This window comes from Brevundimonas fontaquae, assembly GCF_017086445.1.
Classification (GTDB): Bacteria; Pseudomonadota; Alphaproteobacteria; order Caulobacterales; family Caulobacteraceae; genus Brevundimonas; species Brevundimonas fontaquae.
The window spans coordinates 1,476,449-1,490,442 of record NZ_CP070968.1; the positions used below are offsets into that span (position 1 = coordinate 1,476,449).

15 protein-coding genes are annotated in these 13,994 nt (G+C 67.9%); 7 read left to right on the forward strand and 8 right to left on the reverse strand.

Features of this window, described 5'->3' with window-relative positions:
• Positions 1-19 precede the first annotated feature (19 nt).
• On the forward strand, positions 20-229 hold the full coding sequence (locus JX001_RS07165; RefSeq protein ID WP_045810109.1) for a hypothetical protein: 210 nt from the start codon (positions 20-22) through the stop codon (positions 227-229).
• Between the two features lie 68 nt (positions 230-297).
• Here JX001_RS07165 and JX001_RS07170 read toward each other — a convergent pair whose 3' ends face one another.
• The gene (locus JX001_RS07170) at positions 298-1,428 is read right to left on the reverse strand and encodes a hypothetical protein (protein ID WP_205682893.1); all 1,131 of its coding nucleotides are present in this window, start codon (positions 1,426-1,428) and stop codon (positions 298-300) included.
• Between the two features lie 83 nt (positions 1,429-1,511).
• Positions 1,512-2,447, reverse strand: coding sequence for a ribose-phosphate pyrophosphokinase (locus tag JX001_RS07175; RefSeq protein WP_039245590.1), 936 nt, complete (start codon positions 2,445-2,447; stop codon positions 1,512-1,514).
• Positions 2,448-2,637: 190 nt separating this feature from the next.
• Between JX001_RS07175 and JX001_RS07180 the strand changes: the two genes are divergently transcribed.
• Both JX001_RS07180 and recN read left to right on the forward strand, forming a co-directional pair.
• Complete coding sequence (locus JX001_RS07180) at positions 2,638-3,492, forward strand: outer membrane protein assembly factor BamD (RefSeq protein WP_038293489.1); 855 nt, start codon at positions 2,638-2,640, stop codon at positions 3,490-3,492.
• A gap of 76 nt (positions 3,493-3,568) precedes the next feature.
• On the forward strand, positions 3,569-5,266 hold the full coding sequence (gene recN / locus JX001_RS07185; RefSeq protein WP_205682894.1) for a DNA repair protein RecN: 1,698 nt from the start codon (positions 3,569-3,571) through the stop codon (positions 5,264-5,266).
• A 51-nt stretch (positions 5,267-5,317) separates the two neighbouring features.
• Here the strand turns inward: recN and JX001_RS07190 are convergent, their stop codons facing one another.
• Both JX001_RS07190 and JX001_RS07195 read right to left on the reverse strand, forming a co-directional pair.
• A complete protein-coding gene (locus tag JX001_RS07190) occupies positions 5,318-5,905 on the reverse strand; it encodes a hypothetical protein (protein WP_205682895.1) in 588 nt (195 codons plus the stop codon).
• Between the two features lie 90 nt (positions 5,906-5,995).
• Positions 5,996-7,276 (reverse strand): S8 family serine peptidase, encoded by a 1,281-nt coding sequence (locus tag JX001_RS07195; RefSeq protein ID WP_241004794.1) that lies wholly within the window; start codon positions 7,274-7,276, stop codon positions 5,996-5,998.
• A gap of 159 nt (positions 7,277-7,435) precedes the next feature.
• Between JX001_RS07195 and JX001_RS07200 the strand changes: the two genes are divergently transcribed.
• Together JX001_RS07200 and JX001_RS07205 are read left to right on the forward strand one after the other, a co-directional pair.
• Entirely contained in the window at positions 7,436-7,909 is a 474-nt protein-coding gene (locus JX001_RS07200; RefSeq protein WP_205682897.1) for an RNA polymerase sigma factor, read from the forward strand.
• A complete protein-coding gene (locus JX001_RS07205; RefSeq protein ID WP_205682898.1) occupies positions 7,906-8,628 on the forward strand; it encodes a hypothetical protein in 723 nt (240 codons plus the stop codon). The genes JX001_RS07200 and JX001_RS07205 overlap by 4 nt, the downstream gene beginning before the upstream one ends.
• On the opposite strand, the gene JX001_RS07210 is transcribed toward JX001_RS07205, so the two are convergent.
• The 4 genes from JX001_RS07210 to JX001_RS07225 form a co-directional block, all read right to left on the reverse strand.
• Entirely contained in the window at positions 8,625-9,542 is a 918-nt protein-coding gene (locus JX001_RS07210; RefSeq protein WP_205682900.1) for a cobalamin biosynthesis protein CbiG, read from the reverse strand. The genes JX001_RS07205 and JX001_RS07210 overlap by 4 nt on opposite strands.
• 88 nt (positions 9,543-9,630) lie before the next feature.
• The gene (locus tag JX001_RS07215) at positions 9,631-10,146 is read right to left on the reverse strand and encodes a hypothetical protein (RefSeq protein ID WP_055753176.1); all 516 of its coding nucleotides are present in this window, start codon (positions 10,144-10,146) and stop codon (positions 9,631-9,633) included.
• A 5-nt stretch (positions 10,147-10,151) separates the two neighbouring features.
• Complete coding sequence (gene xth / locus JX001_RS07220; RefSeq protein ID WP_205682901.1) at positions 10,152-10,937, reverse strand: exodeoxyribonuclease III; 786 nt, start codon at positions 10,935-10,937, stop codon at positions 10,152-10,154.
• 101 nt (positions 10,938-11,038) lie between these two features.
• Positions 11,039-11,977: a hypothetical protein gene (locus tag JX001_RS07225; RefSeq protein WP_205682902.1), complete on the reverse strand. Its 939-nt coding sequence runs from the start codon at positions 11,975-11,977 to the stop codon at positions 11,039-11,041.
• Positions 11,978-12,103: 126 nt separating this feature from the next.
• Between JX001_RS07225 and JX001_RS07230 the strand changes: the two genes are divergently transcribed.
• Together JX001_RS07230 and JX001_RS07235 are read left to right on the forward strand one after the other, a co-directional pair.
• Positions 12,104-13,189 (forward strand): MBL fold metallo-hydrolase, encoded by a 1,086-nt coding sequence (locus tag JX001_RS07230; RefSeq protein ID WP_241004795.1) that lies wholly within the window; start codon positions 12,104-12,106, stop codon positions 13,187-13,189.
• Positions 13,186-13,959: an enoyl-CoA hydratase gene (locus JX001_RS07235; RefSeq protein ID WP_205682905.1), complete on the forward strand. Its 774-nt coding sequence runs from the start codon at positions 13,186-13,188 to the stop codon at positions 13,957-13,959. The genes JX001_RS07230 and JX001_RS07235 overlap by 4 nt, the downstream gene beginning before the upstream one ends.
• Positions 13,960-13,994 lie beyond the last annotated feature (35 nt).

Below are 13,994 nucleotides of genomic sequence, written 5' to 3' on the forward strand. Positions count from 1 at the left end.
CCCGGAAAGGAACCCGCAAATGGAACCGCTGACCCGAACCGAAGCCATCATCGACTTCTGCCTGGCGCCCCTGGCGCTCGACACCGGCACGGAGGCCGAACGTGAGGTGCGTCGTCGTCTGACGCACGTGCTGAGGACCTATCAGTCCAAGACCGCGACGCCCGTCGCCGTGGACTTCTCGTCCATGCCGTCACAGGTCATCAACGAAGCGGCGCACGGTTACGAATAGGCCGATCGCCCAAGAAAAAGGCCCGCTCCGATCGCTCGGAGCGGGCCTTGCTCTGTTAGAAGTGTCGCTTAGGGCGACGGCGTCGTGTTCAGCGATTGGGTGGTCGCAACCGCCGGGGTCGGGACGGGCGTCGCTTGCGGGACGGTGACGGAGATGGGCGTGCGCGCCGGCGCGGCGCCGGTTTCCTGAGGATCGCCGACGACGATCGTGGTGATCTGCGTCGCCTCGGTGGTGCAGGTCGCAAGGTCGCGGGTGATGTGACGACCCAGGCAGAAGATGTCCTCGTAGCTGGGGCGTGAGGCGGCCAAGCACTGGAACAGCATTAGCTTGGACATATCCATGCAGAACTCGCTGTTCGGCTCGTGCGTCAGAGCCTCGGTGTTGACCCGCGCCTCGTCGCCGCCGGAGCCCAAGGCGCCCAGCGCTGCGATGGCCAGCGAGCGTACGACGGCGGGGGTGTAGGGCGGACCCTTGCGCGACGGCTCCAATTCCAAACCCGTGCCGCTGTTGGCGGCGGCGAACAGGCGGCTCGATTCCTCCGGCGACGGCAACATCTTCACGGCCGACAGGGTCTTTGCACTTTCCAGCCGCACTTCACGGTTCGGAATGGGCGTGATGGCCCATTGGCGGCGCGGATCGCTGCGGCCCTGGATGGTGTAGGCGTCCTGCTCGATCGCCTCGGCGATGGCGCGCATGGCGATGGCGTCCTTGCCAACCGTCGCCGAGATCAAACCGGCGGCCGCATCGGCGCCGGGCAGGGTGGCGGCATAGGCCGGGTCGGCCACGATCTGGGCCACCATGCGCTGACGCTGGGCCGGATCGATCGCATACTGCTGCACGCCGGCGACGAACTCGGGCGACTGGAGGGCGATGATGGCGCCGTAAGCGATCAGGCCGCGCGACAGCTGGTCGGCGTCATAGGCCGAACCCTTGCGAAGAGCCGCCTGGATCGATTCTGCATCGGGGAAGCCGCCCGGCTGGATCGTCTGGGCTTCGCGCAGGAAGGCGACGTAGATCGCGGCGGCGTCCGCCACGCCCTGATTCAGCGACACGGGGGGCGGCTTGCGGGCGGCCAGTTCCGCCGCCAGACGCTGGGCTTCCAGCTCGGCCTTTGAGGGTCCGCTCTCGCAACTGGCGAGCAGGACAGCGGCGGCGAGGGCGGCGGCCGAGAGGCCGCGGCTCAGTAGGGCCGTTTTCATGGAGACTTCCTCAGGCGATTACGCGCGCAAAAAGCGCCAATACTGTTGGCGCTTATAAGGCGGGCCTTATGGTTATCCGAAGGTTAATCGAACAGTTTCGACACCGATTCTTCGTTCGCGATCCGTCGGATAGCTTCTCCGACGAGCGGAGCCACGGAAACCGCTCGGATTTTCGGGCAGTTCAAAACTTCGTGGGGTTGCTCGATGGAGTTGGTGATCACCAACTCCTTCAGCGGGCCGTCGGTAATGCGCTGGACGGCGGGGCCGGACAGGACGCCGTGGCTGATGTAGGCCGAAACCTCGGTCGCGCCCTGATCGATCAGGGCCTTGGCGGCGTTGACCAGGGTGCCGCCCGAATCGACGATGTCGTCGAACAGGATGCATCGGCGGCCCTGCACGTCGCCGATGATGTTCATGACCTCGCTCTCGCCCGCCTTGGGCCGGCGCTTGTCGACGATGGCGAGATCGGCGTCCAGGCGGCTGGCCAGCGAACGCGCGCGCACAACGCCGCCGACGTCGGGCGAGACGATCATCAGATCGTCGCCGCGGGCATAGTTTTCCTTGATGTCCTGCGCCAGCACGGGGGTCGCGACCAGATTGTCGGTCGGAATGTCGAAGAAGCCCTGGATCTGGCCAGCGTGCAGATCCATCGTCAGGACGCGGTCGGCGCCGGCGCGGGTGATCAGATTGGCGACCAGTTTGGCCGAGATCGGCGTACGGCCGCCGGTCTTACGGTCCTGACGCGCATAGCCGAAGTAGGGAATGACGGCCGTGATCCGTTTCGCCGAGGCCCGCACCAGGGCGTCGGTGATGATCAGCAGCTCCATCAGGTTGTCGTTGGCCGGATAGGAGGTCGACTGCAGGATGAAGACGTCCTCGCCGCGGACGTTTTCCTCGATGATGGCGAAGACCTCGTTGTCGGCGAAGCGCTTGACCTGGGCCTTGGTCAGGGGCGCATCCAGGTGGTCGGCGATCGCCTGGGACAGTGCGCGGTTGGAGTTGCCTGAGAGCAGCTTCATCGGCCGGTCATCCTTTCGCCGTCATCCGCCCCCCATGAACGGCGGTCGGTTGGCGCGCTCTTTACCAGTGGAGCCGGGCAGGGCAAGTCGTATGCTGAGTTTTCCTCGGCATGGCGCGGCTCGGTTGCGGGTGCTAGAGGTCGCCGCGTTGGTTTCCGGGGAACGGCTTCAGGGCCGTCCTTCACACGTCATGGGGTCGTCCTTGTCCGCTTCTAAGTTCCGTTCCGGCATGGTGCTGATGGCCGCGGCGCTCGCCGCAGTGACGATTTCAGGCTGCGCGGGCAAGAACCGCCCCAAGCTGGCCTATGAGGAACGTCCGGTCGAGGCGCTCTACAACACCGGCTATGATCGGCTGCAGCAGCGCCGCTGGTCCGACGCCGTGGACTATTTCCAGGAAGTCGAACGCCAGCATCCCTATTCGGACTGGGCGCGTCGTTCGATCCTGATGCAGATCTACGCCTACTATCAGAACAACGCCTATGCCGACGCCATCGCGGCGGCCGACCGGTTCATCCAGCTGTTCCCCGGCAATCCGTCGGCGTCCTACGCCTTCTACATGAAGGCGGTCTGCAACTTCGAGCAGATCACCGATGTGGGGCGCGATCAGGGTTACGCCACCGCCGCCCTGGCCGGTCTGAAGGATGTCTCGCGCCGCTATCCGGGCACCCCCTATGCCTCGGACGCCGCCGTCAAGATCGACATGGTCAACGACCAGCTGGCCGGCAAGGAAATGAACATCGGCCGCTACTATCAGCGCGCCAACCAGCCGCTGGCGGCCCTGAACCGCTACAAGGCCGTGATCGCCAACCCGGACTTCCAGCGCACCTCGCATACGCCCGAAGCCCTGTATCGCCTGGTCGAGGTCAACCTTCAGCTGGGTCTGAAGGAAGAGGCGACGCGCAACGGCGCAGTGCTGGGCTACAACTATCCGGGCAGCCCCTGGTACGCCGAGGCCTATGCGCTGCTGACCGAAAATGGTCAGACGCCGGACAAGGCGCCCGAGGGCAAGCGCGAGAGCTGGCTGCAGCGGATCATTCCGGGCTGATCACGCGACGGCTTGTGCAATCCGGCGCGGATCGGGATTCTGTCGGTCATGATTCGTTCCGCCGGCGCCTGACGCGATGCTGACCGCCCTTTCCATTCGTGACGTCGTCCTGGTGGACGTGCTCGATCTTGAGGTCGAGAGCGGCCTGACCGTGCTGACCGGCGAAACCGGGGCCGGCAAGTCGATCATTCTGGACGCGCTCGGGCTGGCGCTCGGCGGGCGCGGCGATGCAGGCCTGGTGCGCAATGGCGCCAAACAGGCTGTGGCCACCGCCGTCTTCTCCGCCCCCGACGATCCCGATCTGCTGGCCCTGATCGCCGACAAGGGGTTCGACGTGCAGCCGGGGGAAGATTTGATCCTTCGCCGCGTCTTGGGCGCCGACGGTCGCAGCCGGGCCTATGTCAATGATCAGCCGGCGGGTGTGACGGCCGTGCGCGACATCGGCGCGGCCCTGGTCGAGGTGCACGGACAGCATGAGACGGTGGGCCTGCTGGATTGGCGCACGCACCGCGCGTCGTTGGACGCCTATGGCGGACTACAGCCGCAGTTGTCGGCGGTCGCGGCGGCCTCCGCCAAGCTCAAGGCCGCCGAGGCCAAGCTGGCCGAGCTGAGGGCGCAGGCGGCGGACGCCGATGCGCGGCGCGAAGAGATCAGCCTAAACCTCTCCGAACTGGATGCGCTGGATCCGCGCGCCGACGAAGAGACGGAACTGGCAGGCGAACGCGCCCTGCTGGGCGCGGCCGAAAAGGCCATCGCGGATCTGGGCGACGCGCGCACCCAGCTGGGCGGCGACAAGCTGAGCCAGAAGTTGGGCGCGGCGTTGAGGGCTGTCGAACATGCGCGCCAGCGGGCCGGGCAGGCGGGCGCCGAGGGCGATCATCCGGTCATTGTCAAACTGTCGGCCGCCGTGGAGGCGATCGACCGCACCATGGTCGAGGCGGCGGAAGCCCTGGCCGCCGTGGACGCCGCCGCCGACGCCTTCGACTATGAGCCGGGCCGTCTGGACAAGGCCGAGGAGCGTCTGTTCGCATTGCGCGCCGCCGCCCGCAAGCTGCACACCACGGTCGACGCCCTGCCGACCCTGCGCATTCGCCTGTGCGAGCAGCTTCGGCTGATCGAGGATGGGGAGGAGGCGCTGACCAATGCCGGGCGCGAGGCGGCCGAGGCGGCGGAAGCCTATGATCTGGCGGCCACTTTCCTGACCTCGGCGCGGGAAGCCGCCGCCGAACGGCTGACCGCCGCCGTCATGGGCGAGTTGGGCCCGCTGAAGCTGGAGCGCGCGCGGTTCCGCGTGGCTCTGGAGCCGATCGAGGGCCGACGCGGGCCGGACGGCGTCGAGACGGTGCGCTTCCAGATTGCCACCAACGCCGGAACCGACTTCGGCCCGCTGGACGCCATCGCTTCAGGGGGCGAACTGGCGCGTTTCGCCCTGGCGATGAAGGCCGCCCTGGCAAGCCGCGAGGATATGCGTCAGCCCGTGATGATCTTCGACGAAGTCGATCAGGGCGTCGGCGGCGCAGTGGCCGAGGCCGTGGGTTCGCGCCTGAAACGCCTGTCGAACGGCGCTCAGGTCCTGGTCGTGACCCACAGTCCGCAAGTCGCCGCGCGCGGCCATGCCCACTGGAAGGTGATGAAGGCCCACCGCGACGGCCTGACCACCACCACCGTCGTCGCCCTGGACGATCAGCGCCGTCAGGAAGAGATCGCGCGCATGTTGTCCGGGGCTGAGATCACCGACGAAGCCCGCGCGGCGGCGCGGGCTTTGATCGGATAAAACAAAACCCCCGGAGCGCATGCTCCGGGGGCCGTCAAAATCAACTCAGGATCAGTTGGGCTTGGCGACGGCGTGGGCCGAGCCGTTTGCGCTGGCGCCGGCCGACAGCGCAACGCCGCTGCGTGAGGCTGAAGCCGAACCGTTGGCAGAGCCCGAGGTCGCCGCATCGCCGCGCGAGGTCGAGGCGGAGCTGGATGCGTCGCCCGAAGCCGAGCCGGAAACCGAGGCGGAGTTCACGGTCGACACGGCGCCTTGAGCCAGACCGGACGCGCGATCCCGTGCCGCGCCGGCGGTGGTTTGCGCCGTGCCGACCGTCGTCCTTGCCGTCGAGGCTGCGGCGTCGCGGGTGCGGGCCGCCGTGGCCTCAGCGCGGGCGCGGGCCTGTTGAGCGCGGCGTTCGGCGCGGGTCAGGGTGGATGTCGCGCGGTCGGTGACCCGCGAGCTGTCCAGCGAACCGCCCAGGTTTCCGGTCAGCGAGCCGGCGCCCGTCGCGCCGCCGGTCAGGCCGCCGACCTGGCCGCCCAGGCTGCCGCCGAGATTGGCGCCCAGACCGCCCGAGCCGCCTAGGATCTGAGCCTGCGAGGCGCCGGCCAGCATCAGGCCGAAGGCGACGGTCGCGGTCATCAGGGTCTTTTTCATCGTCGTATCTCCTGTTGTTCCGGGCTTTGATCGCCCTCACAGGGTCCAACGACGGCGTCGGTCGGTTTCATCCCGGCAGACGAATCTTTTTTACGACGCCAGTCGACCGCGCGCACCGACAGCGGCGGGCGGGGTGCGCAGGGAGAGGCCCACAACCCCTTGGCCATAGACGGCGTCGCGGCCGGATGCGCCGGCGTCGACTGCCGTCAAACCCTGGCGGCCGGACTTACCGATCAGGCCGGCGACCAGCGGCGCGGCGAAGGAAGTGCCACGCACCGAAACGAAACTGCCGGCGCGTCCGGCGGCGGCCATGTCGGCGCCCGGTGCGGCGTAATCGACCTGATCCCCGCGCCCGGCTTCGGGAAGGACGCGGCCCTGGGCGTTGACGGCGGTGACGCCGACGACCTGCGGATAGGCGGCGGGGTAGAGGGGCGGGGCGGCAGGGCCGTCGTTTCCGACTGCCGCGACCAGGATGACGCCGCGCCGCTGCGCCGCCGACACCGCGCGTTCGATCAGAGCGTTGCGCGGCCCGACCAGACTGATGTTCACGACGGCGACGCGACGTTCGACCATCCAGGCCAGGGCCGAGGCCAAGGCTGTCGCCGACCCGCCCGCCGCGCGACCGCCGTAGATGTCTGCCACCAAAAGCGCCGCGCCGGGATCGCCGCCCTTGAAGACCCCCACATCCCCGACCATCAACGACGCGACCGCTGTGCCGTGCGCGCCCATCTGCGGCGGGCCAGAAAAGCCGCGTTGTTCGATGGCCGATCCGGCCAGGGCCGGGTGGGTCGCTTCGACGCCTGTGTCGATCAATCCGAGGCGTGCGCCCGGCGCAGCGCCGTTCGTTTGCGGGGAGGCGGTCGGCGCGAGAGGGGCGGCCGCCATTCCGGCAGGAGAGGCGATGTGGTTGAAGGTGATCTCCGCGCCGGGCGCCATTTCGCGAAGCCGTCGCACCGCTCGATCCAGGGTCAGGCGACGCGGGGGCGCCAAGACCACGATCGACAGGTCGAGCGCGTCAAGACGCTGTTCACGCAGAACGGTGAAGCCCGCAGCCAGAGCCTGGTCCCGCGCGTCCTGCGGCAGGTCAACCGCCACGAGCTCTCCCTTCACCACGGGCCAGCCGTCGGGATCCGTCTGCAGCGCGCCGCGCGAGCCTCGAACCAGATCGGTCAGGCGGGCAGGCGCCCTGAGCGCATCCTCGACGGTATCGCGCGCCAGACCTTCAAGCGTTCCCCTTTGCGGAATGCGATCGGTCAGGCCTGAAGGCAGCGACGGAAGGGAGGACGGCAGGCCGATCTGCGCGACGGCAGGCGGAGCGACCGCGCAAGCCACAAGCGTCGCCGCCATCCATCCGATCGTCAGCCGGTTCAAAATCACCCGATCCGCTCCTTGCGCCGTCTTGCATCGTCAGGCGATCCATTCGCCTATGCCCATTCGCTTGTGACAAGGGATGAAACGCGCCACGCCGCGCGTTTCATCCCTCATGGCAGAGGAACACGCGTGGACGAATTTCAGACGGAGTTGGTGGCGATGCTTCCGCGCCTTCGCCGGTTCGCGCGCGTTCTGCGGCCCCAGGACACCGACGCTCAGGATTTGGTGCAACACACGGTCGAGCGCGCCTTGGCCTCTCGAAAGGGGTTCAAGGCGGGCACGCGGTTGGACAGTTGGGCGTTCACGATCATGAGACGGATCGCCATAGACGACGGTCGAAAGGCCCAGCGGTGGGCCCGCGTCGTCTCGCCCGAGGACGACGCCACGCCGCAGGCGCCCGATCCGGCCCAGGCCGGCGAGGGGTTGCGCACCGACGCCCTGGCTGCGCGCGACGCGATCCACGCCCTGCCGGACGATCAGCGTCAAGCTGTGGCCCTGGTCCTGATCGAGGGCCTGTCCTACGCCGAGGCGGCGCAGGTTCTGGGCGTGCCCGCCGGCACATTGACCAGCCGACTGGTGCGGGGCCGCCAGACCCTGGTCGAAGTTCTCGCCGCTCAAGGAATCACCGGATGACCCGCTACGACGACGAAACCTTGATGCGGCGGATCGACGACGAAATGCCCGTCGCCGAGCGTGACCGGATCGATGCGGCGGCTGCAAGCGACGCCGATCTGGCGGCTCGGCTGGCGGCGCTGCGGACAACCAGCGCGGCTGCGCGCGCCGCCTTCCCGATCCAGAGCGATGCGCGCGATGCGGATCTGGCCCGGCTCATCATGGCGTCGGGCGCCGCGCCGACGAAAAGCGCAGGCTGGAAGCTCTGGCTCGCCCAAGCGTTTGCGCCCCGGTCGGCCGTCATCTGGGGCGGTCTGGCGACGACGGCCTTCGTCGCCGGCCTGCTGATCGCGCCGTCACTGAACGGGTCGACCGGGTTCGCCCTGACAAGCGACGGCGCCGTGGCGGACGCCGAGCTGGTGCGAGTGCTCGACACGGGCCTGGCGGCCGACGGGGCCGACGCCCAGGGACGAGCGGTCGGACTGACGTTCCGCAACGGGGAAGGAAACTGGTGTCGGACCTTCACCGCCAAGCAGGAGGGGGTCGCGGGACTGGTCTGTCGCCAAGGCGACGACTGGCGGCTGCAGGCCCTGGCGCCGGCTGGGGCTCCGGGGGGTGAAATCCGCACGGCCTCCAGCGACACGCCTGCCGTCGTGCTTGCGGCTGTCGATGCGACCATCGCCGGAGACGCTGTAGACACCGCCGCCGAACGGCGCGCGCGCGACGACGGTTGGCGTTAGGCGCCCAGGATCCAGCCTTCTTCCTGTTCGACCTGGGCGATCAGTTCCGGCATGGCCTCCTTGGGCGGGGCGAACGCCTTGGCGAGGTCGCCGGCCTCGTCCATCCGGGCGAGGGCCTCGGCCGTGGAGCGAACCTGGGCCTGGTCCTTGAACTCACCGGGTTGAGGCTTGGTCTCGTGCATCGACGGCCAGACCTCGACAACCAGGGTCGACAAGGGTTCCACGTCCTCGGGCGTCAGCGCGCGCCAGCCGGTGCCGAACGGCCAGACGGCGCCTGACGGGCCGAGGCTTTCCAGAAGCCGCCGCACAGCCGGGATGCCGACCAGGGTCTGGCCGCCCACGGCGCCGGCGCCGTGCATCTGCCACACGCTCTTGGGCTGAAGCCGGCCCTTGCGAGCCGCGTTTTCGGTGGCGCGGAACTCAGGAATGTCGGCGCCGGAGCCTGCGGGCGGTTTGGTCGTGGTCAACCAGCGCTGGGCCTGTTTGGCGGGCGCGCCCCACAGAGGCCAGGCCTCGTCGGTCATCAGCCGGTTCATCTTGGCCGCGACCTGATAGCGGTTGTTGGTGTTGTCGGCCTTGTCCACGATGTTGGAGGCGATGAACTTCCACATCAACTGCCACGGGGCCTGCCCCGCCGTTCCTTCCAACTTCAGGCGCGCGGCCGTGCCGGCGGGATAGCCGAAGTTGAAGTCCAGCCCGACCAGCACCCGATCGCCGCGCTTTCTGTGATCGGCCAGGATCGAGGCCAGCAGGGCTTCGCCTTCGGCCCGGGTCGCGACATTGTGCGTCTCGGTATAGAGGCGGAAACGCACGTCGCGCTTGGCCACGCCGATCCACAGCGAGGTGTCGCCGAGCTTCTTGGTTTCGGCGGCGGTCCAGTCGGCGACGATATAGGCGTCGAAAAGGCGGGCCAAGGCGGCCTCCCTGATAAAGGCGTGTCGGATAGGAGTGAGCCGGGCTTCTAACGCCGCATCGCGGCGACTGAAAGGCCCATGCGGCGTCTCAGCCCTTCAGCAGGGCTTCCAGATGCGACAACCAGCGGCGGCCGAGACGAAGCGCCTCGCCGGGCGACCCCGTCTGAACGGGCAGGGCGGCGTCCCACAGGGCCAGCTCGAACTCCGGGTGGCGGGCGTCGGCGAACATCAGGCGCAGCACGACCTGTTCGGCGTCGGGGGCCAGCACGTCCAGCGACTTGCGCGCCTCGCCCCGGCGGATGCGGGCGACGACGTGGCCGTCCACGATGATCTCTCCCCCCTCGACCTCATCAAAGGCGTAGACCAGGCCATGGGCGCCGTTGGCCCAAAGCACGACGACCTGTTCGACGTCGAAGTTCAGGGCGCAGGCGCGACCTTCGCCCGGCGACAAGGCCTCGACCTCTGGCGCGGCGCCCAGGGTCTTGAGCATGGCGCGGTGCAGGCGGCGCGGCGGCTCCATCCACCACGACAGCGCCAGGGCCAGGGTCGTCAGCAGGGCCGCCGCGAGGGCGATCAGCAGCACCACCCGCAAGACGTCGGCCATGGTCGTCAGGCCTCTAGATCAATGTCGACCACCACGGGAACGTGGTCGCTGGGTTTTTCCATGTCCCGGGCGTCGCGGTGGGTCTCGATCCCCCGGAACCGGTCGGCGGCCTGGGGCGACAGCAGGGCGAAGTCGATACGGATGCCATGGTCCCGCTGCCAGGCGCCGGCCTGATAGTCCCAGAAGGTGTAGGCGCCAGCGGGTTCGCCGCCGATCTCGTGCGCGTCGGCCAGACCCAGGTTCTTCAGGGCGCGGAAAGCCTGGCGGCTTTGGGGCTGGAACAGGGCGTCGTCGGTCCAGGCCGCCGGGTTCTTGGCGTCCTCGGCTTCGGAGATGACGTTGTAGTCGCCGCACAGGGCCAGCGGTTCCTCGAACGCCAGCAGATCCTGGGCATGCCGGTTCAACCGATCGAACCAGGCCAGCTTGTAATCGAACTTCTCGGTTCCGATCGGATTGCCGTTCGGCAGATAGAGGGCGCCGACGCGAATGGGCCGGGCTGCCTCGACCAGGGCCTCGATATAGCGCGCCTGTTCGTCGGTCTCGTCGCCAGGCAGACCGCGTCTGATGTCGGACAGCGGATACTTCGACAGCAGGGCGACGCCGTTGTAGCTCTTCTGCCCGTGGGTCTCGACATTGTAGCCCAGGCTCTCGAAGGCCTCGCGCGGGAACTTCTCGTCCACGCATTTGATCTCCTGGAAACAGGCGACGTCGGGGGCGGCCTGCTCCAGCCACGCCAGCACGGTGGGCAGGCGGGCGTTGACGGAGTTCACGTTCCAGGTGGCGATGCGCATGACGGCGACGCTAGGCTGCGTCTCGGTTTTGGAAAAGAGGGCGCAAAAGAAAAGGGCCGCCGGATCGCTCCGACGGCCCTTCGATCAGTCTTTTGACTGGCTTAGAGGCGACCGCCGGCGGGCGCCGCAGCAGCGGCCGGAGCCGTCATCAACTTGCAGCCGCCGCCGATCTGCTGGGCGGTGGCGCAAGGGTAGATTTGCTGAACGACGTTTTCGGCGTTCAAGCGAGCGATGACGCCATCGGCGCCGTCGCACTTGGCCTCATAGAAGACGCCGTTGGCGTTCTGACCCATCAGGCGGGCTTCGGTGACGTTGCAGGACGCCGCTTCCGAACCGGCCAGAAGCGTCTTCACGAAGGCGGCGTTCTCAGCGGTCGTTGTGAACTCGCAGGTGCCGTTTTCGGCTACGATCTGAATGCAGGGTATTTTCGTCCAAGTCGCGGCCTGCTGCTTGATCCAGTAGCCAGGCCCGTCCGAGCAGCCCACCTCATAAACGACTGCGCCGTCGTTGGACTGGCCGCGCAGCTTCGCTTGATCAACCGTGCAGGCGACGCCGGCGTCCTTCGCATACTGGCGCAGGAACTTCTGGATGTCGGTGTTGGCCGCCAGCGTGCATTGGGCAGGCGATGCGGTCGGGTCGGCGGCGCGCGCCACCTCGGCGGAATGCGCCAGAATGATGCAGCTGCTCGCTTCGGGCGGGGTCTTGGTTTCGACGATGTAGCCCGGTGCGGTTCCGCAGGCGACTTCATAAACCGTCGTATCGGCCGCAGTCTTGCCGAGGAGCTTGGCTTCGCTGACCTGACAGCCGGTGGTCGTCAGAGCCATCTGCGCCTGGGCGGCGGCCAGGATTTGCTCGGGCGTCGGCGGGGCAGGTGCGCGTTCGCGGCGTTGGCGGCCGGCGGCTGCGCGTGACGTGCCCTGCGTTACGGCGGCTTCGTTGCCGCTGTTGCGAGGTTGCTGGCGCTCTTGGGCCATGGCCGGCGCGACGGCGAAGGCGCTGAACACAAGCGCCGCAAAGGCGGCGGCGAGGCGGGACTTCATGGAAACACCTTGGGTTTCTGAATGCATGGCCGCTTCGTGGCGGTGTATTTGGGCGGGGTCAAGGCGGGTGTGGACGGCGGCGAGGAACACGGGCTACGTATCTGCGCGTTTCGATTGGAGACTGACTTGGCTGATGGAACGGCGCCGACGACGGCCGCGAAGGATGGGCGGGGCCTGACCTATCCGTTCGACGCCGTGCCTGGCGCGGGCGAGGCGATCGAGGTCGCGCCCGGCGTGCTGTGGCTGAGGTTCGCCCTGCCGTTTCAGCTGGACCATGTGAATGTCTATGCGATCCGGGACGGCGACGGCTGGGTCGTCGTCGATACGGGTTTGAAGACATCGGCGACCGTCGCTGCGTGGGAGACGGCGCTGGATGGCGCGCTGGGCGGCAGGCCCGTGACGCGATTGATCTGCACCCATATGCATCCCGACCATATCGGTTTGGCAGGCTGGCTATGCGAGCGGTCGGGCGCGCCGCTGCTGATGTCGCGACTGGAGTATGTGACCGCCAGGATGCTGATGGCCGAGGAGGCGGGCGATGCGCCGGCGGACGGCGAGCGACACTATCGTGCGGCGGGGTGGAACGATGAGCAGGTCGCGCGCTGGCGGGCGGACTACGGCGGGTTCGGCAAGGGCGTGGCGACAATGCCGCGCAGCTATTTGCGATTGTCGGACGGCGACATCGTTCAGATCGACGGAGACGATTGGACGGTGGTAGTCGGGTCAGGCCACAGCCCGGAACATGTCTGCCTGTGGCGGCGGTCGGACGACGTCTTCATCGCCGGGGATCAGATCCTGCCGCGCATTTCCTCCAATGTCTCGGTCTGGTCGACGGAGCCGGAAGCCGACCCTCTGGGTGACTGGATGGACTCGCTGGACAAGCTGAGGGCGCTGTTGCCGGAGGGCGCGTTCGTCCTGCCGGCGCATGGCGAGCCCTTCTATGGCGTGCATGCGCGGCTCGACGCTCTGAAGCGGGGGCATGAGGTCGCGCTGAAACGGCTTGAGCGGACGTTGCGTCAACCGTCTAGGGTGGTCGACGGCTTCTCCGCCGTCTTCGGTCGAGTGGTCGGGGATGGGGTGCTGGGTATGGCCACGGGCGAGGCCCAGGCGCATCTGAACTATCTGGAACGACGCGGCCGCGCTCGACGGACGCGCGACGAGAGCGGCGTCGATTGGTGGAGCGCCGTCGCACAGGACGAGGAAACGACGTGAGCGAACATATCCGCAGCGAACTGGCCGACGGCGTCCTGACCGTCACCCTGGACCGGGCCGACAAGAAGAACGCCATCACCCAGGCCATGTATTCGACCTTGGCCGAGGCGACGGAGCGGGCGCGGACCGACGATGCGGTGCGGGTGCTGCTGCTGCGCGCGGAGGGCGACAGCTTCTCGGCCGGCAACGACATTCAGGACTTCATCGCCCTGGGCTCGCAAGGGGCGGGGCCGGGCGACATGCCTGTGTTTCGTTTCCTGAAGGCGCTGGCGGATCTGGACAAGCCGGCTGTGGCGGCCGTGAAGGGGCGGGCGGTCGGGATCGGTCTGACCATGCTGCTGCATTGCGATCTGGTGGTGGTGGCCGAGGACGCGCTGCTCTCCGTGCCCTTCGTCAATCTGGCCTTGGCGCCCGAGGCGGCGTCCAGCCTGCTGTTGCCGGCCGTGATCGGTCATCAGCGGGCCTTCGAACTGTTTGCGCTGGGCGAGCCGCTCGATGGCCGGACGGCCCTGGCCTGGGGCATCGCCAATCGCGCGGTGCCGGCCGATCAGGTCGAGGCGACGGCGGCGGAGCTGGCGGCCAAGGTGGCGGCCCGTGCGCCCAACTCGATCCGCAAGACCAAGCGGCTGATGCGTGACGCAGAAGGTCTGTGGGCGCTGATGCAGCGCGAGGGCGAAGCCTTCGGTTCGCAGATGAAGAGCCCCGAGGCGATGGAGGCCTTCATGGCCTTCACGCAAAAGCGGGCGCCGGATTTTTCGAAGGCGGGTTGAGCGGTCGTCGCAAGGCCTTGCCTTGATTTGGCGCA